The sequence below is a fragment of the Thiomicrorhabdus sp. zzn3 genome, from assembly GCF_029767755.1.
Classification (GTDB): Bacteria; Pseudomonadota; Gammaproteobacteria; order Thiomicrospirales; family Thiomicrospiraceae; genus Thiomicrorhabdus.
In genome coordinates this window covers 261,461-282,991 of sequence record NZ_JARUQS010000001.1, presented here as the reverse complement: position 1 = coordinate 282,991, position 21,531 = coordinate 261,461, and the positions used below count along the sequence as shown (strand labels likewise).

At 51.9% G+C, this 21,531-nt stretch carries 18 protein-coding genes; all 18 read right to left on the bottom strand.

Annotation, left to right across the window (positions count from 1 at the left end):
• Window positions 1–2: 2 nt before the first annotated feature.
• Entirely contained in the window at window positions 3–440 is a 438-nt protein-coding gene (gene gspI / locus QCB44_RS01240; RefSeq protein ID WP_279407464.1) for a type II secretion system minor pseudopilin GspI, read from the bottom strand.
• Window positions 427–975, bottom strand: a complete 549-nt coding sequence (locus QCB44_RS01235; protein WP_279407463.1) for a prepilin-type N-terminal cleavage/methylation domain-containing protein — start codon at window positions 973–975, stop codon at window positions 427–429. The genes gspI and QCB44_RS01235 overlap by 14 nt, the downstream gene beginning before the upstream one ends.
• 18 nt (window positions 976–993) lie before the next feature.
• Entirely contained in the window at window positions 994–1,476 is a 483-nt protein-coding gene (gene gspG, locus QCB44_RS01230) for a type II secretion system major pseudopilin GspG (RefSeq protein WP_279407461.1), read from the bottom strand.
• 61 nt (window positions 1,477–1,537) lie between these two features.
• Window positions 1,538–2,761 (bottom strand): type II secretion system inner membrane protein GspF, encoded by a 1,224-nt coding sequence (gene gspF, locus QCB44_RS01225; protein WP_279407460.1) that lies wholly within the window; start codon window positions 2,759–2,761, stop codon window positions 1,538–1,540.
• Window positions 2,762–2,793: 32 nt separating this feature from the next.
• Window positions 2,794–4,278 (bottom strand): type II secretion system ATPase GspE, encoded by a 1,485-nt coding sequence (gspE, locus tag QCB44_RS01220; protein ID WP_279407459.1) that lies wholly within the window; start codon window positions 4,276–4,278, stop codon window positions 2,794–2,796.
• Entirely contained in the window at window positions 4,275–6,398 is a 2,124-nt protein-coding gene (gene gspD / locus QCB44_RS01215; protein WP_279407457.1) for a type II secretion system secretin GspD, read from the bottom strand. Before gspD ends, gspE begins: the two co-directional genes overlap by 4 nt.
• A gap of 44 nt (window positions 6,399–6,442) precedes the next feature.
• Window positions 6,443–7,237 carry a type II secretion system protein GspC gene (gene gspC, locus QCB44_RS01210; protein ID WP_279407455.1) on the bottom strand — a complete coding sequence of 265 codons (795 nt, stop codon included), beginning with the start codon at window positions 7,235–7,237 and terminating at the stop codon, window positions 6,443–6,445.
• A 247-nt stretch (window positions 7,238–7,484) separates the two neighbouring features.
• Window positions 7,485–8,846, bottom strand: coding sequence for a type III glutamate--ammonia ligase (gene glnT / locus QCB44_RS01205; protein WP_279407454.1), 1,362 nt, complete (start codon window positions 8,844–8,846; stop codon window positions 7,485–7,487).
• Between the two features lie 11 nt (window positions 8,847–8,857).
• Window positions 8,858–9,637: a creatininase family protein gene (locus tag QCB44_RS01200; protein WP_279407452.1), complete on the bottom strand. Its 780-nt coding sequence runs from the start codon at window positions 9,635–9,637 to the stop codon at window positions 8,858–8,860.
• Window positions 9,638–9,800: 163 nt separating this feature from the next.
• A complete protein-coding gene (locus QCB44_RS01195; RefSeq protein ID WP_279407451.1) occupies window positions 9,801–10,781 on the bottom strand; it encodes an ABC transporter substrate-binding protein in 981 nt (326 codons plus the stop codon).
• 175 nt (window positions 10,782–10,956) lie between these two features.
• The gene (locus QCB44_RS01190) at window positions 10,957–11,811 is read right to left on the bottom strand and encodes a DMT family transporter (RefSeq protein WP_279407449.1); all 855 of its coding nucleotides are present in this window, start codon (window positions 11,809–11,811) and stop codon (window positions 10,957–10,959) included.
• A gap of 35 nt (window positions 11,812–11,846) precedes the next feature.
• Complete coding sequence (locus QCB44_RS01185) at window positions 11,847–12,692, bottom strand: TIM barrel protein (protein WP_279407448.1); 846 nt, start codon at window positions 12,690–12,692, stop codon at window positions 11,847–11,849.
• Window positions 12,693–12,695: 3 nt separating this feature from the next.
• Window positions 12,696–13,478, bottom strand: coding sequence for an N-acyl homoserine lactonase family protein (locus QCB44_RS01180; RefSeq protein ID WP_279407447.1), 783 nt, complete (start codon window positions 13,476–13,478; stop codon window positions 12,696–12,698).
• A 20-nt stretch (window positions 13,479–13,498) separates the two neighbouring features.
• On the bottom strand, window positions 13,499–14,512 hold the full coding sequence (locus tag QCB44_RS01175; protein ID WP_279407445.1) for a fatty acid desaturase: 1,014 nt from the start codon (window positions 14,510–14,512) through the stop codon (window positions 13,499–13,501).
• 87 nt (window positions 14,513–14,599) lie between these two features.
• Window positions 14,600–16,423, bottom strand: a complete 1,824-nt coding sequence (gene atzF, locus QCB44_RS01170; protein WP_279407444.1) for an allophanate hydrolase — start codon at window positions 16,421–16,423, stop codon at window positions 14,600–14,602.
• Entirely contained in the window at window positions 16,413–20,024 is a 3,612-nt protein-coding gene (gene uca / locus QCB44_RS01165) for an urea carboxylase (RefSeq protein ID WP_279407442.1), read from the bottom strand. The genes atzF and uca overlap by 11 nt, the downstream gene beginning before the upstream one ends.
• 108 nt (window positions 20,025–20,132) lie before the next feature.
• Window positions 20,133–20,774, bottom strand: coding sequence for an urea amidolyase associated protein UAAP2 (locus QCB44_RS01160; protein WP_279407440.1), 642 nt, complete (start codon window positions 20,772–20,774; stop codon window positions 20,133–20,135).
• Window positions 20,758–21,501, bottom strand: a complete 744-nt coding sequence (locus QCB44_RS01155; RefSeq protein ID WP_279407439.1) for an urea amidolyase associated protein UAAP1 — start codon at window positions 21,499–21,501, stop codon at window positions 20,758–20,760. The genes QCB44_RS01160 and QCB44_RS01155 overlap by 17 nt, the downstream gene beginning before the upstream one ends.
• Window positions 21,502–21,531: the final 30 nt, after the last annotated feature.

Below are 21,531 nucleotides of genomic sequence, written 5' to 3'. Positions count from 1 at the left end.
CATCAAGGACCAACCACCGTCACTAAGGTCGCTGAAGGCGTTTTCTCACCCTCTGCGATCACCTGCATCGTCACCTTTTTGATATTAGGAATCAAGGTATCTTCGGTTTGCATTTCTGTCACCCAGGTACGCTGCAACTGCGTCACCTGCTGTTTGGCCTCTTCACGGCTGCTGGCCTGAATATGCAATTTCACCAATTCGTCTTCGGCCACCCAGGTCGCAAACACCCTTTCTTCAAGCGCCGCCTGATTGCCGACCGTGAGTCCCATCGCGCGCGACAAAGCCGCCAAAGCCACGGAGACGATCGCCAACGCCACCAACACCTCAATCAGGGTAAACCCGGTTTGCGCCAGGTACGTCGTTCGACCGGGACGGTTCCGTTTTAAAACACCGCGTTGACATGGATTCATGCTGATACGACCATTTTCACTTTTCTTCATCCAGCGCTTTAAACTGCAGCAACTCGTTCCAACGCAAGCCACTCGATTGGTTGCCGACTCCGCCCTGGCGGCGTAAACCCTCTTGTATCGGCGTGAAGCGGATTTCGCCCGGCATCACCTCTCCGCTCGGCCAAAACAGCCAGCCCTCTCGACCGTCCACATCCTGCCCGGTCTGATTCAATAGGCCATCTTGAGTCTGAAACGAACCGATCGCCCAGTCCACATTCAACGCTTCGTCCCACTTAAGCGGCTTAATGCTGTCATCCGCCTGCCAGCGGTTGTGTCGCAAACGATAGGCACTTAAGCCGTTTGCATCGACCTCGAGCAGATAGAGCTGCTGATTAAACGCGGCTTGGTCACGCACATACAGCAGCAGTGCTTTAACCGAGCGTTCCTGGCTGCGCAGTGTGGCCTGCTCGCTGGAGCCGAGGGAGACCACCCCGATCGACACCACCACCGAGATGATCACCACCACGACCATCAACTCAATCAGAGTGAAACCCCGCTGGTCTATGATGGTTCTGTAAGAAGCCATGAACTCGACAATCGCCGGTCAGTTCAAATTCCAATTGCCGATGGTGGCGTTGATCCCTTCACCGCCTTCCTGACCGTCGGCGCCCAAAGTATAGAGGTCGAAATCACCATGTTCGCCCGGACTCACGTACAGATAAGGATTGCCCCATGGATCTGTCGGCATCTGTTCCAAGTACTGCTTCCAGTTTTTAGGTTGTGGATCTTCGGTCGGCTCCGATACCAAGGCTTCCAATCCCTGGTCGGTGGTTGGATAGACAAAATTGTCCAACTTATACAGCTTTAAGGCTGAACCGATCGCACCGATATCCTGCTTGGCCTTCACAATCCGCGCTTCATCCGGACGGTCCATCAGTTTAGGGGCAACGAACGCCGCTAATACTGCCAAAATCACGACCACCACCATCAGTTCGATCAGGGTAAAACCGCGTTGTTTTGCCTTTGCGGCGACTTTATGCGCGTTTAAATGCGCGGATGCTCTGAAAGACGCTCTGTCTAATTGCATATCGTTTCTCCTAAAGCGTTGTCTATCAAAATGTCTATTCTATGGGCATTTAAGCTTCGATCTAACCGCCGACCATTTGATTCATTTCAAAGATCGGCATCATAATCGCCAACACGATGGTCAGCACCACGCCTCCCATGACAATAATCAAAGCGGGTTCCAAGATGCTCACCAGGGTCGTGGCGGCGTTTTCCACCGACTGCTCGTAGTGAGCCGCGCCCTTCAGCATCATATTGTCCAGTTCGCCCCCGCCTTCACCGGTCTGCACCAGGTTCAGCAACAGCGGAGGGAAAAATCCGGCTTGCTGCATGGCAGCACTGATTCTTTTACCTTCTTTCACCTGAGCCACCATTTTTTCGACCGCCTGCTTCATTGGGTCCAACGTCATCACCTCGGCGGAAATTTTCAGCGCATCCGTCGCGGTCACCCCGCTGGACAACAACACCCCCACGGTACGCGCCCAACGCGCCGCCGCCGCGTAGATCACAAAACGCCTCACCGCAGGGGTTTTCATCAACGCCTGATGCACCCGATAACGCCACTTCGGCTGGCGCATAATGCCTTTAAAGCCAAGCCAACTCAGCAACAGCAGCACCACAATCCAGCCCCACTGGTTTTGGATGAATTCGCTCAACGTCAGCAATCCTTGGGTCAGCGGCGGCAATTCCTGGTTCATGTTGTCAAATACCCCGACCACCTTGGGGACGACATAAACCATCAGAAAAAAGACAATGATAATCGCCACAATCACCATCAATATCGGGTAAATCAGCGCGGTTTTCATCTTCTTGTTCAATTGATCACGCTGCTCGATCGCATCCGCCAGACGCGCCAGCACCTTATCCAGATGACCGCTCTCTTCACCGGCGCGAATGGTGGCGATGTAATCCTGACCGACTCGATAATCTGAGCGCTCCAACGCATGCGCCAAGGAATAGCCCTCGGAAACGCGGGTATGAAGATTGGCCAGGAAACGCTGCATCAGCTTGGATTCCGCCTGTTGCGAAATCGACTGCAGCGCTTGGGTTAATGGCGTACCGGCATCTAACAAAGTAAATAACTGGCGGGTCGCCAAAGCCAAGTCGGCGGTTTGCACTTTAGGGGCAAACAGAGTTTTGCCTTGGCTTGCGCTACGCCCTTTCTTCTGCTCGATTGATCTCAGCTCAACCGGTGTCAACTGCTGTTCTCGCAACAGCTGACGCACCTGCCTTTCCGAATCGCCTTCGATCAGTCCTTTTTTCATTTGGCCATTTGAGGTTAAGGCCCTGTACTCGTAAGCTGCCATGTTTCGCTTAATTTACCCTGTTTCTGCCACCACTAACCATTCTGAGTGACTCGCAGCACTTCTTCCAAGCTGGTTTCGCCTTCCAAGACTTTCTGTAGCCCATGCTGAAGCAGTGATTTACTGTTTTGTTCACTGCGCACATAGTCTTCGATGTCTAACTCTGAGGCATCGGCATGAATCATATGACGCACCTTGTCGTCCACGACCACCAAGTCATACAATCCCATGCGCCCCTGATAACCGCTTTGCTGGCAGTGATCGCACCCTTGTGGAAGATAGATCGTCGCTTCATTGACCCCCAGCGTCGCACACTCCTTTTCGTCCGCCTGATGCGGCTGTTTGCAGTGCGGACACAGCTTGCGCACCAGGCGCTGGGCGAGTACGCCGATTAAACTTGATGATAACAAAAAGGGTTCGATCCCCATATCGCGCAAACGGGTGATGGCGCCGACGGCGGTATTGGTGTGCAAAGTAGACAGCACCAAGTGCCCTGTTAGAGAGGCTTGAACCGCAATTTCGGCCGTCTCCCGATCTCGAATCTCACCGATCATGACCACATCCGGGTCCTGACGCAGAATCGCACGCAGGCCTTTGGCAAACGTCATATTGGCCTTGGTATTAACCTGAGTCTGACTGATGCCGTCGATGTGATATTCCACCGGATCTTCAACCGTCATGATGTTACGCTGAGTGTCGTTCAAACGGCTCAAGCCGGCATAAAGCGTGGTCGTCTTACCGGAACCGGTCGGTCCGGTGACCAAAAAGATGCCGTGCGGTCTATCCAGCAGTGTTTGAATCCCGGCATAGGTCGCATCAGACAAACCGAGCTGGCTTAAATGCAGGCGTCCCGCACTTTTGTCCAACAGGCGCATGACCACACGTTCGCCGAAACTGGACGGAATCGTGGAGACACGCAGATCCACTGCACGCCCCCCCAGTTTCAAAGCGATTCGCCCATCTTGGGGCAGACGTTTTTCGGCAATATCGAGGCGCGCCATGACCTTGATACGCGACACCAGCATGCTGCCGATCCCTGGCTTCGGGGTTAACACGGTCGATAAACGGCCGTCGACACGAAAACGGATACGCAGCTGATTTTCGAAGGGTTCGATATGCACGTCAGACGCATTGGCTCGGATCGCTTCGGCCAAAATCGCATTTAGCAATTTAATGACCGGTGCATCGTCGGCACTCTCCAGCAGATCTTCAGGTTCGCCGATTTCGGCCGCCACACTGGCCAGGTCTTCATTCTCAAATTCGTCAATCGCCGCCATCGAGCTCTGGCCGCTGCCGGAATAAACGGTTTGGATTTTACGTTCGAATGCCGCTTCGTCCAGCTCCTCAAACACCACCTCGGCCTGATCAGCCGGATCAAGTTGATCCATTTTTCGCTGCAGTTCCAGCAAGGCGCTTGCAGGGGTTTTGGCGGTAAAAAAGACCCCCAACTTGCCGTCATCGAGCGGGGCGATCACCACCTCATTCCCCCGCGCAAAAGAGAAAGCCAGCTCTAGATTCATAGATCAATATCCAGAAGTTCTTCAACCCCGGAGAAGTCCGGTTGATCTGCTTCATTTGACTTTAAGACTGGCTTGCCTGACTTGGTCTCTTCCGCCTTCTGAGCAGGCCTGTCCACTTCTTCGCCAAACGGCGTCGCCGGTTCATTCTTCTGCCACTGTTCGATGGTCGGCATACGCGGACGCAAACCGTCAAGCAGTTCGGAATCATATTTATGCAGCATATGCTCTTGATGCCCCTGGATCAGGCTGTATTTCTTCTGGCTGTAATAGTCGCTCGTCGCCTGGTCACGCACAATCACCGGACGCAGGAAAATCATCAGGTTCACTTTTTCACGCTCATTCTGCTTAGAACGGAACAGCGCTCCCAAGCCCGGAATATCTCCAAGCCCCGGGACTTTGGAAACGACTTCCGTCTCACGTTCATTAATTAAACCGCCCAACACGATGACATTGCCGTCACCGACAATCACACGGGTTTTAATCTGGCGTTTGGTGGTTTGAATATCCACCGCTTCGTCTTTAGGCAATACGTCCGACACCTCTTGATCGATGTCCAGATAGATTTCATCCCCCTCGTTGATCTGCGGCTTCACCTTGAGCTTGAGACCGACATTCTTGCGCTCGACCGTGGTAAAGGGACTGGTAACACTGGTGGTGGTACTGGTATAGCTACCGGTCTGGAAGGGCACCTCGCGCCCAACCACGATTTCCGCTTCTTCATTGTCCAGCGTTAACAGCGAAGGCGTTGCCAATACGTTGGAGTTGGAGTCGCTGTTAAGTGCGCGAATCAACGCCCCCCAACCGTAGCCGTTCGACTCGACTTCACCCAGTCCGGTGGTCACCCCTCGACCCAGCGCTGAAATTTGCGTGGCCGGATCACCGCTAAGAAGCGCCGGAATGGTTCCTGAGAAGTTGATCAACCCCCCTCCGTTCGGGCCGTTGGCCCCCCATTCGACCCCGAGTTCGGCGGCCTTGGTTTCGGAAATTTCCACGAAAATCGCCTCAATCAGCACCTGAGCTCGGCGGATATCCAATTGCTTGATCACATCTTTCAAAGCCGCCACCATCGCCGGTGGCGCACTGATGACCAAAGCATTCATACGCTCGTCTGCTTCAATACTGATCCGCTCTTGCAACGTTTTAGTATCTTGCGACCCGACAGAAGCTGTCATCATCGCAGGTGCAGCCTCGCCTTCCGCAGCGACCGGTACTTGCACCGCTCCCTCCGGCTGGGATTCTTCACTGATCAGAAGCGAACGGTTGCTCGCCAGAGCTTGCAGCACCGGCACCAACTCTTTAGCTTTAGCGTAGCGTAAATAGATCACCTGCACCCGGCCCTGGGTCGGCACCTGCACATCCAGTTCGGCAACCAGCGCTCTCAACATCATTCGCTTAGCCTCATCCCCTACCAAAATCACCCGATTGGAGCGCTCGTCGTAACTGACCTTAACATTGGTAGCCGCCGCCACCCCTTTAGGCAATACGTTGCGCAAGGTTTTCGCGACCTCTTCGGCAGACGCATGTTTCAGTTCCAGAATTTCATAGCCGCTTTGCGTATCCACATCAACGCGCTGCAAAACCTTTTTAATACGTTGAATATTGGCGACGGTATCGGTCACAATCAGCTTATTGCTCTCAGCCAGCGCGACTAGATGCCCTTCTCGAGCGACCAAAGGACGCAATACGGCCACCAGCTTGGACGCAGAGACGTTTTTGACCGAAATCACTTCGGAAACCCAAGCCTCGCTCTCTTCATGCTTATGACGGTATGGCAGTTGATCTCGCGCCAGATTGGCCGGCACGATTTTGATCACATTCTCACTCGGCACCGCGGTATAGCCGTGGACATTCAGGATCGTCAACAACGTCTGATAAAGCGCATCCGGACTCATCGGCTCCGGAGCAATCAAGGTCACCTTGCCTTTAACCCGGGGATCGATCACGAAGTTATGACCGGTGATCTTGGCCACGGCCTCGATCACCGTGCTGATCTCAGCCTGCTTGAAGCTTTGCTGCAATCCTTCATCCGCCATGACAACCGAACTATAAATTAACGGCGAAGACACAGCCAACAGGCCGGCCAAACTGAGTGATCGAAATAATGCGCTTAACTTTCTCATTCCACTTCCATTACTGATTGAGAGATTACTTTTCACTATTAAAATTAATTTAAATCCACTGACAGTGTGACTAACTGGCCTTTTCGTTCCACACCCAGTTCAAAACGGCTGTCATTTAAAAACGCCTGCCACAAAGCCGGTTCTTGAGACATTTCATGAATGGAACGCCCATTAATGCTCTTAAGCAAATCCCCTGCCTTAAAGCCAATGCTTTCAAACACTTCTTTTTCTGCTCTCGGCCAAATCTTTACCGCCACCCACTTTCCATCTTCATTTATCGGCTGAAAGCGGATGTATTTGGAAATACTCACCGGCTGCTGCCGCAACTCTTCACCGATATTGCGCAGCGTCTGTTTTTGATCGTAAGAGAGGTCGGAAGCTTCTGCAGTTGGCGACGATTGCGCACTTAGTGTCTGCATCAAAGCCGCTTCGGAACGCTCCATCATCAGCTTTTCCTGTTTGCCGCGATGCAAGATCACCACCTGATCCGGCAGTACTTTCAACAACTCGACCCCGCTTAAAATCTCTTCGCCTTCGGACACGACCTTGGTCGTTCCAGACGCTTCGATAATCGCAACACCTTTGTCTTGACTGACAATCACGCCGATCAGTTTGAGCTTAAGGCGAGTTTGATCAAGTTCATCGGGAGAAACCGAACGATCCGTTGCCAGAGCGGTTTGTTCGACATCCGGCTTGCCAAACAGATAAGAGGGCTCCCCCTCAGTGGATACTTTTTTCTCCGGCAGCACTTGAACAGTCGGCAACTCCGGCCGCTCTATCGTTTGAAGTTGGGAACTTATCAAGTCGCCGATCAGCCAGGCACACCACAGTAAAAACACGAAGCTTAATATCTTAGGCAAGGAAGAAGAATGAACAACTTGATAAAGTGATGAAGACCACGCGGGCATAACTACAGACTACTGACTTTTTCTAATAATGTAATTCGCCCATTGTAAACCAGAAGCTTAAAAACCTCACCCATAAGATATTTATAGTTTTATGACATAAAAAATGATCTGCAAATGAAAAAGCCGCATGAATGTAATCTCCATGCGGCTTTTTATCAGAAGAGGCCAACGAACAGACTTAGAACAGGTGGCTATAACGTCTTGTTTCCCAAGCCGAAATGGTTTGATGGTACTCTTCCCACTCCAAAGACTTGTACTTCACAAACTCGTCTCTCAACTCTTTGCCTAAGGCTTTTTCCACAAACGGATCGTCAGCAAACGCTTGAACCGCTTCACCCAGGTTTTGCGGCAGGAATTCAATCCCTCTCGCGGCACGCTCTTCATCCGACAGTTCATACAGGTTATCTTCCTGTGGCAGTCCCGGATCCAGCTTTTCACGAATCCCTTCCAGGCCCGCAGCCAGCACCAAAGCAGAGGCCAGATACGGATTGACTGCCCCATCCGCATTTCTCGATTCAAAGCGTCCGCCGCCCATCGGCACACGCACCGAATTGGTACGGTTATTGGAACCGAACGAGTTGAATACCGGCGCCCAAGAGAACGTCGCCATCCCCCCTTGTCGAATCAAACGTTTGTAACTATTGACCGTCGGCGAGAACACAGCACACAACGCGCGACCATGCTTTAAGACGCCGGCAATAAAGTGATACCCTAGCTCCGTCAAGCCTAAACCACGCGGATCGTCTTTAGGGTCGCAGGCAAACAGGTTTTTACCAGTCTCTTTATCATACAAAGACATATTAAAATGGGCACCATTCCCCGTTTTATCCGCAAACGGCTTAGGCATAAAAGTCGCCAACAGCCCTTCTTCCTGCGCATAATGCTTCGCCATATAACGGAAGAAGATGAATCGGTCGGACATGGTTAAGGCATCGCTGTATTGGAAATCAAACTCGAACTGACCGTTGGCATCTTCATGGTCGAACGAGTAAAGATCCCAACCCAATTCATTGATCGTGGTCGCCATCTTATCCAGCCAGGTGAAACGGTTCATAAAGCTGCGAATGTCGTAACACGGCTTAACCAACCGGTCATCAGGATCAGGAACCGACAAAGAACCGTCTTCCTCTTCCTTCAGAACATACAGCTCACACTCAATTCCCAGGTTAAAGCCGAAGCCCATTTCCTCAGCTTCTTTAAGCACTTTTTTCAAGGCAACGCGAGTATTGATTTCATAGGGTTCGCCGTGCAAGGTATTATCCGCGGCCATCCAGGCCACTTCGGGCTGCCATGGCAACTGAATCATACTGTCCAGATCCGGAACCGAGGCAATCTCATCGTCATTAGGCATCTGCCCCAAGCCGTCCAAAGCGTACCCCGTATAGAGCTCGGACCCTTCGACCATACGATCCAAATGCTCAATCGGCACGACTTTTCCTTTTGGAATACCATGAATATCAACGTAAGCACCAATGCAGTATTTCACACCTGCCGCTTCAAGCTTACGCTTAAAATCTTCAATTTCCTTTCCACCTTTCATTAATCTGTCCTTTACTTATCTATACTGCCGGAGGCCTTTTCAAAATAACCGTGCGCCAAAGGAGGCTCCTCCTTAAGGCCACGCTCAACAATGTCACTTAAATCTTCCACCATCCAGGCAAAAAGCTCTTCACCCTTTTGCCTGGTTGCCAAACTGGGGTTACCAGTCACACCATTCACACTGGTACGATTTACCGGATGAGAGAAAACACAATCTACGGTTCTATCCGGGTCATCACTCTCAGCCAGCTTCTCTTCACGCACTAAATCAGGGGCAACCGCCATCATCAAAGACGTTTCCGCCTCATTCGCATGCCAGTCGTCCGCATCTTCAAAATGGCGATCTTTTACCCGCGGACTTAAAGTGGCCGAATGAACAATCCCCACCATAAACCCGTCGTGTTCTGCTCTAAGCATCTCCAAGGCACAGCGCAAGGGCGCAAAATTAGACACGTGCGAATTCAGAATAAACAACCTTTTGACGCCCGCGTTCGCAACCCAGTCGCCGATTTCCTTTACCACATCAATTAGGGTTTTAGGCTGAAGAGCAATGGTGCCCGGCCAACGATGCGAATGACCAATTGAGCAACCGTAAGGAAGCGTTGGCAACAAAAGCACTTCATTTTTACTTGCCACGGCTTTAGCCAGCTGATCGGCCAACTCCGTATCCATACCACACCCTAAATGCGGACCATGCTGTTCAGTGGCGCCCACGGGCAACAGCGCGGAATCCACTCCTTGAGCAACCGCATCAGCCACCTCATCCCAGGTCATGGCGTGCCATACTTTCATCTGTCTTACCCTTGTAAATTATTTTCTTAGGGCAGCACTCTCTCCTTCCTGTTAACTTAGGAATAAAAATGCAAAAGCACTGCCGTAAGAAATTTAGATCAGAGGCAGCCAACCCATAGATTGACCGCCTTATGGAATACGTTAGAAATCAGCAGGTTAAACCTTACATTCCCATCGTAATGGAAGGATCGATATAAGAATCAATATCCTGTGGCGCGTCATACACCTTGTTGTTCACATTGAAGTCATCAGAAATTTTCGATGAACCAAACAATGATTCAAATCCATCTGCTTTTTTATAATGAGCCTTGGCCTCTTCTAACGTCAGGATCTTGGTGCCTTTTACGAAGGTTTTATACTCCTCGGGAGGAAGACCCACACGTGACGCCATAATCGCAATCGCTTCATCCGCCGTCGCCGGATCTTTAATAAAATCTACCGCTTTATACCAAACCTTAGCGACCTTTTCCCATTCAGCGCGGTGTGCCGCTAAGCTACTTGGAGAAACTGCCAACACGTCGTAAATCAGACCCGGTTCGTTCGCACTCGTATAAATGGCCGATGAACCTGGCACCAATTGCAACGCCGCACCAGAGTTAGGCTGCCATGCCACAATCGCATCCACCTGGCCAGAAGCCAACACTTGAGGTGTTTCGTTGGTCGGCACGTTCACCAGCTCAACATCCGCTTCGCTCAAACCGTTTTTTTCCAACGCATTCAACAGCAACAGATGGCCAACAAAACCAACTTCGACCCCGATTTTCTTCCCTTTAAGATCTTTCACGGAACTGATTCCTGGAGCACCGATCACCATGTCATTACCATTACTGTAGTCATTGATAATGACCATCACGCTCTTCGCACCCGTTGCCCCAGTCACTAACGCATCACCGTTCGTCATACTGACCGCATCGATTTGGCCGGCCGCAAAAGCATCCATTGAGGCGACGTAGTCGAACCACTCAAACTGAACATCCACCCCTTCTTTTTCAAACATGTTTTTCTCAACAGCCACTTCCCACGCTACCCAGCCTGGCCAATCACTGTAACCAATCTTTAAAGGTTCTGCGCTAACAGACATGGCCTGAGCAGATAAAAACAGCCCAGCCAGTGCACCCAACACCTTCTTACTACCAAACATCATCGCACCTCCTGATTATTACGATTTACCTAAATGGTAATAATATATAATCACTCCACGTGCCAAAAAATATAATAAACCTTAAATTTCAATAAGTTAATCAATATAAAACATTATTCGTCGCGTCTTGATCGAAATAAAGACAAACAAATTCAAGCACAAGCACCATAAAGGTGCACTATTTTGCTTTTCTAGCTTCCAAAAACGCTGAAATCAAAATCATCCCCGCCCCGATTTTTTCCCAAGACGTCATGCTATCCCCCAAAATCAGGCTTGCGGAAAGCACCGCGGTAACCAGTTCCACAATAATAATCACCGAAGAGCGGCTTGCTTCAAGATGGGTTACCGCCCATTGCGTGCCCAAATTGGCGACCATCATCCACACCAGGGCATAGAGCACTAATGCCATCCATGCCTCCATACCGACATTGACTTCCAACGGTTGGCCGACAACCAATACGGTTACCGCAGACAGAACCCACGCCCCCAGAAACATTGCCCCCAGCTTCGATCGGATGGACACCTCTTGCGCCACACGGAATACGATATTATTCATGGCAAAGAAAAACCCAGCCAAGAGCGCAAGCAAATCAACCAGGGTCGGAGGATCAATCAAAGCATGCATGCCACCAATCACCAAAAAGGCGCCACTGATCGCCAATCCCATCCCCAACCAACGCCAGCGATCAATGGTCTCATTCAAAAACAGTTTCCCGCCCAAAACACCCCATAGCGGCAACAAATAAAACAGCACCATCACACGAATCACATCCCCGTAAATCAACGCGCTGTTAAACGCGAGTTGAGCCCCTCCCCCCAACAGAGCGATGCCAAACAAAGGTTTCCAAGCACCTTGCCATTCCTGTCGTCTTTTCACTAAAAAAGGTGCGATAAACACAAACATCAGGGCATAAACAAATAGCGTCAATGAAAGTCCATCAAACCCCATTTGATGGAAGTACTTTAAAGGCAACCAACTGAACCCCCATAAAATAGAGGTTGCAAACAATGCCGAAATCGCTCGAGTTTCCATAACAAACCTGAAAATTTAAGAGAAATTAAGAGAGGTTATAAGCAGTGGCAAAAACGCTCAAAATGCTGGCGCTCACAGCCGGCCATCCAATGATTGACCTCATCCAGATCCGCCACTGGCATTTGCGTGAAAGGAAGGGTATGCAGATAACCGTCCGGACCGAATTCGGGCGTCAGGGTCGTCAATGCCAAACCGGAGGAGCGATGATGATGCCATACCTGCTCCCAAAAGGTCTGATGCGATTTCAGAGCCGATTCATACTCCGGAGCGGCCGGATGGGGGACTTGAGGCCCCTGGTCATAGCCTACTCGGCCATGAATATGAGCAACTTGCGGCAGGAAACGGCGGATAACGCCCTCTTCCGAATCCATTAAACGTTCACAGACCGCGCACCAGTGACTGATGTCCAACGTCAAACGCATCTCCGGCAACGCCTCAGTAATACGCTGCGTCACCCAGGGGTTGAACAGACTGCGGCTGCGATGAGTTTCAAAGCAAACTGAAACGTCGTACTCCTGCGCCAATTTCATTGCCGCTTCAAAGTAGGCGATGCTCTCGGGTTCCGGCCAGGCGTCATAGCCGGTAATGCAGGTAATAAACAGTGGATTCAGCTCCAAACTGCGTTCGATTCCCTGGCGCAAATCCTCAAGATGATTTTGCGGCGAGGCGCTGGCATTTGGTACATAATCGCCGCCCGTCACCACTTCGGCAATATAGTCGAGTTTGGCGTCATGCAAAATACCGTGCCACCGCGACGCCTCACCTTTTGATTGTGGCGCCTGACCCTCCAGGCCGTCGAACCCTTGATTCAACGCTTTCTTAATCACGCTCTCAATCGGCAAGCGGTTTCCCCACAGCGTTTTAAACAGTTTTAATTGCATGGGTTACTCGTAAAAATTCGGAAAAGGATTGTGGCGCTCAAAGAACGTTTGATCATGGTTCGGCCAGAGTTGCGCCCGGTGTTCACGGCTCAACTGCTTGAGCTTGCGGATACTGGCGACCGCCAGCACCTCCTTGTCCTGCCAGCAGAGTCCCGGCGCCACTTCCTGATCGATGTTCTCCTGCAAATCTGCGGCATCGCCGGCCAACAGAATCGGCCGGCCTTTTGGCAGTTCAATCAACATCGACATATGCCCCGCGGTATGCCCGGGGCTCTCAATCGCGCGTACCCCCTCAACCAGATCATACTCGCCGGTCTGAACTTTCCAGTTCAACGGCAAGGCAACGTCCGATGCAAAATAGGCTTCATCCGCCGGTTCCTGAGCGGCTTGCAATTCGCGTTGATGCACATGGACATCGGCATGACAGAATTCGCACAGGCCTCCTGCATGGTCGAAATGCAGATGACTGCAAAATACGACATCCACATCCAACGGCGAAAGTCCCAAGATTTCCAATTTATTCGGCAACCTCTGCTCTTCGCTCATTTGCGGCGGGCCAAACGGAAACGCTTCATTTTCATAGTAGTGTTGGCGCAGCTGTGTATCCGCGATCTTGTGGTAGTCACAGCCCACATCAAACAGAATGCGGCCATTGCGGGTCTCGATCAAATACGCCAGAATCGGCGCATCGATATACTCGCCGGCGCCCCGCCCGCGGGTAGACAGCGTTTTTTCATAACGGTGGGTGCCGGTCAAAATCGGCCAAAACTTCGTCACCTGAGTCATCACTACCTTCCTTTCAACCGTTAATGAGCCGTTAAAAATGAAACGCCGTCCACACCGATAAAGGTCTTGCCCCGATCTTTATACACCGGCAGATCAACCGGATCGGAGTTGAGAATACGCGGCACGCGGTAGCGGTGGTAACTGCTCAACAGGTTTTTAAAGCTCAATACCTGCTGATGCCTATTACCGTATTTCTGGGCATGCAATGCCGGCAACCGATACCAGGGCTGAGCCTGCTGGTCATGATGCACGTTGTGGTAACAGAAGTTGAGAACCAGCAGATTCAGCCAGGGATAACGGGTGGAAAGCAAATTGGAATAGGTATTACGGTGCTCAAAATCGCCATCCCGCAGCCGCGCTTCCGGCCCGCGCTTCTGCTCCAGAGTCTCGTACAGTTCGTAAGTATGCTGATGAACATCCATAAAGCGCATGACCGTCAGAAACAGCAGATACGCCAAGGCATACCACAACAAGGCGGCTGGGGAGACCCAGGCGATGGCAACGAAAAAACCGCCTCTAAACAGCAGATAGAAAACGACACGCTTGCGCCGGGACTGGCGGCTCGGCTTCACAAACGGCAATACGATCACCAAAGCGTGCATCAACACCTCCAGCGCCGGAATATACGCCCATTCCAGCCACTGAATCAGCTTGAGCAGACGTGGATAACGCACTAACCGGGTTCGATAATCAAACGAGACAATGTCCGCCCGGTCACTGTGGTGACGGTTGTGTTTGCGTTTGATGTCATCAAAATCGCTGTAACTCGAACCGCATACCCACAACAGCACTTCGCTTAGCCGGCGGTTATAGCGCCGCTCCTTGAAGACGCTTTCATGGGCGCATTCGTGAACGAAGTAAGCGGCCATCACCATCGAGTGCGCCAGCACCAAGACTGCTCCAAGATTGAGCCAGAGCGATTCCGCCATCAGCCCTGCAAACCCCAAACCATAGGTGAACAGAACGTAACCCAACGCCAGCACATTGGGCCTCAAAGCATCTTCATAACGAAATAGAGTGGAAAAAGAGTTCATCGCAACGTCTCTTAAGCGAAGATTGATGTCAAAGAGGCCTGTTCAAAATTTTGAACAGGCCTGGTCCGTTTCAGGCCTCCCGTACTCTTACTCTTGAGGACGGACCTTCATCCAGTTGCGCCAGCCGCCGTGTTCGGTGATTTCTCTGGCGCCTTCAATCCCCGACGGCTCGCAAATAAAGCCGATCACTTCCGAACCGTCTTCCAGCTCCACTTTCCCCAAGCCTAACGGCGAAGGAATCAACGCCAAAAAGCTGCCCAAATGTTCTTTCGGCATCGACCAGACTTCCAGTTCAATCGAAGCGCCGCCATGATCTGCGCCGACCTTGACCAATCCGGGCTTCAGAATCGGCCGACTGCTCAGCTCAAAAAATTGGTATTTCGGCGCGGTTTTCGTCACTTTGAGCAACTTGGCGCCACGCTCAATCAATTGGCCGTTCAACGGAAAGCCGGTCAAGTGCGCGCCGACGACCGCCAGAGGAATGGCCTGCCGGCTTTCAATCGGATCATTGGCTTTGAGCACGCTGCCGTTGGCCGCGGCATACTTCACAAACTGCGGATGCCACTGACGGCTTAAGTCGAGGAGTTTGCGATCACTTCCCGCCGGAGCAAACACCGTAATCCCGGCCGGCAGATTATCCTCACGGAACCCGCTCGGCATCGCCACCGCACTGTAATCCAGCAGGTTCATGAAGTTGGTATAGGTGCCCAACTCGCTATTAAGCGCAACCGGTTCGGCTTGCAACTCTTCAATGGTAAAGATTGACGGCACCGTCGGCGTCACTATGCAGTCAACCTGCTGCCAAACCGATTGGGTGGCTCTGATCGCCTCTTGCAGCTGATACATGCCTTCAAACGCCTGAACCGCACCCAGTTCGGAAGCCGATTGAATAATGCCGCCAACCGTAGGATCCATGTCCTGCGGGTCACTTTGAATGAATGCCTTAATCGCCGCATAGCGTTCGGCCACCCAGGCGCCGCCGTACAGTAATTTGGCGGTTTCCAGCCACGGCGTGAAATCCAGCTCCTTAACCTCATACCCCAGCGATTTAATACGATTCACCGCCGTTTCAAAATTCACCTGCGCCAGTTCATCGCCGGCAAAATAGCGGCTCGGTTGATCCGGGATGCCAATGACCGGTTTGTCGCCCCACGCGGGCACCGACAATGCGCCTTCCGAACGGCTGTAAGCGTCGGCCAAATCCTGCTTGGCAGCCACCTCAAACACCGTGTTGGCATCCCCGCTGTCAAGCGCAAAAACGGACACCACATCCTGTGAACGAACCGCCGGCACCACACCGCGCGTACTCAACAGCCCCTTGGAGGGTTTCAAACCGATCAGATTATTAAACGCCGCCGGCACTCGTCCTGACCCGGCGGTATCGGTTCCCAAAGAGAAACTGCACAATCCCATGGCCACCGCCACCGCGGAACCGGAACTGGAGCCACCGGAAATGTAATCGAAATGAAAACTGTTATGGCAAACCCCATACGGTGAACGGGTTCCGACCAGGCCGGTTGCAAACTGGTCCATATTGGTTTTGCCTAAAGGAATTGCACCGGCTTCGATCAACAGGCGCACGACCTCGGCGTCCTCCTGCGCGTGATACGCAAAAGAGGGACACGCCGCGGTGGTCTCAATGCCGGCCAAATCGATGTTGTCTTTAATCGCAAACGGAATGCCCCACAGGGGCTTGGCATCAGGATCAAACTCGCCCAAACGATCCAGATATCCCTGTATTTCCTGCATGGTAAGCAGGCGAATCCAGATGTTGTATTCCGGCAACGCCTCAGCCTGATGGTGCAAAAACTCAAACAACATTTGCGGGGTTAACTCGCCGCTTTGATACTGCGCGTGCAGCGTCTGAATGCCCAGGTGATATCGGTTTTGCGCTTTGGAATTAAGATGCATGGTTCAGCTCCAGAATCATTAAACGTTGTCCGTTTTGAATCAGATCGCCCTCGCCCACCAAAATTTCGGTGACGACGCCATCGGCCTCGGCTTCAATGTGGATTTCGATTTTCATGGTCTCCAGACTGGCAATGACATCCCCTTCCTGAACCTGATCGCCGACCTGAACCGGAATTTTCCACACACTGCCGGTAATCGGGGACAGCGCCGCTTCGAACCCTTCCGGCACCTCCGCTTCCGGTTCTTGGATAATTTCATCCTCACCGCTGTCCGATTCAAAGTTCGCCTGCCCACTCTCTTGCCAACGCTGACGCTCTTCTTCAAACGCCTTTTGCTGCGTGCCTTGGAACCGCTCTATGGATTCCTGTTCACGTTCCAGGAAGGCCTGGTATTCCGTCAACGACAATTCCGTCTCTTCGATTTTGATGTCAAAGCGGCCCAGTGGAAAATCTTTACGCGCCTGTTCCAGCTCTTCATGCGACACCGGATAGAACTTGATCTGATCAAAAAACTCGAGCAGCCAAGGCTTTTCTTGGGTGAATACCTTGGTTTGATGGTAGGCGTTCCAAATCTGTATGGTACGCCCGACAAACTGGTAGCCACCCGGGCCTTCCATCCCGTAAATACACATATAGGCGCCGCCGATCCCCACTGCATTTTCCGGGGTCCAGGTACGCGCCGGATTATATTTGGTAGTGACCAGGCGGTGACGCGGATCCAATGGCGTGGCCACCGGCGCGCCGAGATAGACATCCCCCAAGCCCATGACCAGGTAATTGGCATCGAACACGATTTTTTTGACCTCTTCAATCGAGTCCAAACCGTTAATGCGGCGAATGAATTCAATATTGCTCGGACACCATGGGGCGTCCGGGCGCACCGACTGGGTGTACTTGTCAATCGCCAGTTGCGTGCTCGGGTCGTCCCAAGACAACGGCAAATGCACAATGCGGCTTTTCACCACCATATCCCCACCGCTGGACAATTCGGCTTCCACTTCCTGAATGCGGTTGACTAAATCCATCTGCGAGATCTGTTTGGCATCGTAATGCACCTGAAGACTGCGAATACCCGGGGTCAAATCGATAATACAAGACCAATTCAACTCTTTAAGCTTTTCATACAGCACTTGGCCGCGGAAACGAAGGGCGATGTCCAGCTCCATTTTGCCAAATTCGATCAACAGGTTGCTGTCGCCGGAGCGGCGATAACGAATGCCCACTTCGTGCTGGGTTTCATCCAACTCCAGCAAGATGCACGACTCTTGCGTCGGGTTAGCCAGAAACCTCAAATCCTCAGGCTGTTCATAATTCTCCACCCAACGCTCAAACGCCTTCATCTGCGCTTCAGCGGTTTCAATCGACACCGCTTTAAAGCGCACTTTATCGCCAGGACGCAACTGCCCCATGATCCACTGGTTGGCCTGAATGATGGTGGCCGGGCAGACAAAACCGCCCAGACTCGGGCCGTCCTGGGCCAAAATCACCGGCATGTCGCCGGTAAAGTCGATCGCTCCGATCGCATAGGGATTGTCGTGGATATTCGACGGGTGCAATCCAGCTTCTCCACCGTCGTCACGCGCCCACTCCGGCTTGGGACCAATCAGACGGATCCCGGTTCGACTCGAGTTATAGTGCACTTTCCATTCGGCCGAAAAGAAGGTTTCAATGTCTTTGTCGGTGAAAAAATCCGGCGCCCCCTGCGGCCCGTAGGTCACGGCAATCTCATACTGATTGGCATAACTCGGAATCAACGCTTCAGGAATCGGCGCTAACTCGCCGCTTGACTGGTTCATTTCATGGATCGGCAAAACATCACCGGCACGCAATAAACGGCCACCATGTCCGCCAAATCCACCAAGAGAGAAGGTGGTTTCACTGCCCATATACTCCGGCACGTCAAAGCCGCCGGAGATCGCAAGATACGCGCGCTGCCCCACCTCTTTAATCACTTTGGATTTCAGTACTTGACCCGCTTTGACGGCAACCGGTTGCCACATGGCTATCGGCTGCTTATCCAGGGTCGGCTGAATATCAGCCCCGGTCAAACAGATCACCGTATCTCGATTGAATTTGAGACTGACGCCGGAAACCGTCATTTCAATGGTGGAGGCTTCTTGAACATTCTGCAAACAGCGGTTTGCCAACCGGTGCGCCAAGGCATCCATCGGCCCGGATGGCGGTACCCCGACATCCCAGTGTCCCACGCGCCCGGGATAGCTGACAAGCATAGAGTGGGTTCCCGGATTCAAGACCTCTACCGTCGAAGGCTGCGGTGCAAAGTCCGCCAAATAACGGGTGTAAAGCTCGCTTCCTTTGATAAAACCGTTATCGTAGGAGAGCGAGGTCAAGTAACGGACATTGGTTTCAAAACCGTAAATTCGGGTCGACTCGAGCGCTTTCTGCAGCTCCTGAATTGCCGCTTCGCGATTCTCGGCACTGACAATGATTTTTGACAGCATCGGGTCGTAAAATGAACTGACCTCCTGTCCGGTCGACACCCAGGTGTCTACGCGGGCATTTTCCGGCATTTGCCACTGGGTCACCTTGCCGCTGCTGGGCTGGAAATTCTTGGCCGGATCTTCGGCATACACCCGCACTTCAATCGAATGGCCTTTAGCCGGCTTGACTGCTTCCGGGAAGCGCTGGTGATAGGCCACTTCCAGCATCCACTCGACCAGATCCACATCACGCACCGTCTCGGTAATGCCGTGCTCCACCTGCAAACGGGTGTTCACTTCAAGGAAGTAATATTCATTGGTATCCGCATCATAAACATACTCAACCGTACCCGCCGATTGATAAGAAACCAGCTTGCCTAAACGGACAGCATCCGCTTCCATCGCGTCTACCAGCGCACGATCGATATTGACCACCGGCGTCTCTTCCACCACCTTCTGATTACGGCGCTGCAAGGAACAGTCACGCTCCCCAAACGACACCACATTGCCCTGGCCATCACCGAAAATCTGGATTTCAATATGGCGTGCATTGGTGACGAATTTCTCGATAAACACGCCGTTTTGGGCGAAGGCATTCTGACTCAGACGCACCACCTGCTCAAAGGCTTCTGACAACTCTGCCGCAGAGTGGCATTTCTGCATGCCGATTCCGCCTCCTCCGGCGGTACTCTTGAGCATTACAGGATAACCGACCCGCTCCGCTTCTTGCAGTGCATGCGCCACATCATCCAGCAGATCCGACCCCGGCAACAGAGGCACGCTGCTTTTAATCGCCAGCTCACGTGCCGTGTGTTTTAAACCGAATTCTCGAATATGTTGCGGACGTGGCCCGATAAACGTAATCCCAGCCGCCTCACACATCTCGGCAAAAGAGTCGTTTTCGCTCAAAAAACCGTACCCCGGATGAATCGCCTCCACGCCTAATTCAAGTGCTTCTTCAAGGATTAAAGGAACATTCAGGTAAGTTTCAGTCGCCGTGGCGCCTTTCAGCAGAATGACCTCATCCGCCATCTGGACATGCAACGATCCCTGATCCACTTCGGATGCCAATGCCACCGAACGAATATTCATTTTTTTCAACGTGCGCATGATGCGTGTTGCAATCGCACCACGGTTTGCCACCAATACTTTTGAAAACATTCTTATCTCTCTTTGCTCTTGATCGCCGAGTGAGTCGTCCCACTTTTAATTTGTTCTTGGAGTGCTCATCAAGCTATCAGGTCGTCCTGAACTCCGCGGCTGGCCGAGTTACTCCTGCCAGATCAGCATTTCTACCGGAGTCGGGTTGTATCCGTTACATGGATTATTGAGTTGCGGGCAGTTTGAAACCAGTACCAGCACATCCATTTCCGCCTTCATTTCCACAAAACGTCCCGGCGCCGAAATGCCGTCGTCAAAATCCAAATGCCCCTCCGGTGAAACCGGTACGTTCATAAAAAAGTTGATGTTGCTGGACAGGTCGCGCTTACTCATGCCATGGTCCCACTTATCCAACGCCACCAGGAAACTGTCTCGACAGGAGTGCATATGACGTTTATCGATCGAGTAACGCACCGTATTGCTCTCCGCCGAGCACGCGCCGCCTAACGTATCGTGACGCCCGCAAGTGTCTGCGGTAATCGTCAGCATGGGATTGCCCAAGTTAGAACGCAATACCGAGCCTGTCGTTAAATAAATGTTCCCTTGCGACTTGATGGTGTCGGTCGCGCTGTAACGCTCTTCGGTGTTGTTGGCGTTATAAAACAGCGTATCCACCGCCTGGTTTCCTTCCAGATCCACAATACGGAACGTCTCTCCCGCTTTGACCACATGCATCCAAGGATCGCCCGCTTTAACGGTCTCTCTATGGACAATCTGGCTTGGCATAATTTCTTCAGTGGCTAAAGTCATAAGGCTTTTCTCCATAATAGATAGCGGTGTTATAGAAAGCGCGCTCGTTTTCAGGCTTGTGGCGCAGGCAAGCGTCATCACTTTGCATCGGAGCCGATTTAGACACCGTCAGTTCAATCGGTTTTGGCGCATAACTAGAGGCTGAATCAAGCGGATGCTGACAGGTTGACAGCACAACGATACAATCCATTTCAAAGCGCAGATCCACGTAATCGCCCGCCTGGCTGTTGCCTTCCACAAACGTCATGGCGCCGTCATTTTCAACTCGAATTTTGCTGAACCAGTTGATGTTCGGCACCAAATCCTTAGCTTGCAAACTCCATTTTTCGAGCTCGTTGACTAAACTGTCGTAACCGTTTTTAAAATAATCGTTATGCACTTCCTGATAGGAGGCCTGCCCGAATTTTTCTTCGACCAATTTAGCGTTTGATATACCGCCAATGGTGTCGTGCCAACCGCAGGTGTCTTCAACAATCGAACACATGACTCGCCCCATATCCGAATAACAGACATTAGGCGCCGTTAAAAACGCGGTTTTCTGTCCTTTTAAAGTGTCAGGCATGTTGTAGCGTTCACTCGGCACTTCCAAGTTGTACATCAACATGGAGACATTCGCTCCGCCTTGCAAATCCTTGACTCTCAAGGTGGTGCCTCGACGAATCACGCCCGACCAATGCGCGCCGGCCTGGATCGTTTCAGACCAAATTTTAGAAACTGAATTTTCCATAAATTCCTCTTTTCTCATATCAAACATGAA

Excerpts from the sequence above, each read along its gene's own strand:
- QCB44_RS01200 (WP_279407452.1), bottom strand. The coding sequence starts at position 9,637 with ATGAAAGTATGGCACGCCATGACCTGGGATGAGGTGGCTGATGCGGTT.
- QCB44_RS01155 (WP_279407439.1), bottom strand. The coding sequence starts at position 21,501 with ATGGAAAATTCAGTTTCTAAAATTTGGTCTGAAACGATCCAGGCCGGC.
- QCB44_RS01180 (WP_279407447.1), bottom strand. The coding sequence starts at position 13,478 with ATGACTCAGGTGACGAAGTTTTGGCCGATTTTGACCGGCACCCACCGT.
- gspE (WP_279407459.1), bottom strand. The coding sequence starts at position 4,278 with ATGAATCTAGAGCTGGCTTTCTCTTTTGCGCGGGGGAATGAGGTGGTG.
- uca (WP_279407442.1), bottom strand. The coding sequence starts at position 20,024 with ATGTTTTCAAAAGTATTGGTGGCAAACCGTGGTGCGATTGCAACACGC.
- QCB44_RS01190 (WP_279407449.1), bottom strand. The coding sequence starts at position 11,811 with ATGGAAACTCGAGCGATTTCGGCATTGTTTGCAACCTCTATTTTATGG.
- QCB44_RS01160 (WP_279407440.1), bottom strand. The coding sequence starts at position 20,774 with ATGACTTTAGCCACTGAAGAAATTATGCCAAGCCAGATTGTCCATAGA.
- QCB44_RS01235 (WP_279407463.1), bottom strand. The coding sequence starts at position 975 with ATGGCTTCTTACAGAACCATCATAGACCAGCGGGGTTTCACTCTGATT.
- gspG (WP_279407461.1), bottom strand. The coding sequence starts at position 1,476 with ATGCAATTAGACAGAGCGTCTTTCAGAGCATCCGCGCATTTAAACGCG.
- QCB44_RS01195 (WP_279407451.1), bottom strand. The coding sequence starts at position 10,781 with ATGATGTTTGGTAGTAAGAAGGTGTTGGGTGCACTGGCTGGGCTGTTT.
- gspD (WP_279407457.1), bottom strand. The coding sequence starts at position 6,398 with ATGAGAAAGTTAAGCGCATTATTTCGATCACTCAGTTTGGCCGGCCTG.
- gspI (WP_279407464.1), bottom strand. The coding sequence starts at position 440 with ATGAAGAAAAGTGAAAATGGTCGTATCAGCATGAATCCATGTCAACGC.
- QCB44_RS01185 (WP_279407448.1), bottom strand. The coding sequence starts at position 12,692 with ATGCAATTAAAACTGTTTAAAACGCTGTGGGGAAACCGCTTGCCGATT.
- glnT (WP_279407454.1), bottom strand. The coding sequence starts at position 8,846 with ATGAAAGGTGGAAAGGAAATTGAAGATTTTAAGCGTAAGCTTGAAGCG.
- gspF (WP_279407460.1), bottom strand. The coding sequence starts at position 2,761 with ATGGCAGCTTACGAGTACAGGGCCTTAACCTCAAATGGCCAAATGAAA.
- atzF (WP_279407444.1), bottom strand. The coding sequence starts at position 16,423 with ATGCATCTTAATTCCAAAGCGCAAAACCGATATCACCTGGGCATTCAG.
- QCB44_RS01175 (WP_279407445.1), bottom strand. The coding sequence starts at position 14,512 with ATGAACTCTTTTTCCACTCTATTTCGTTATGAAGATGCTTTGAGGCCC.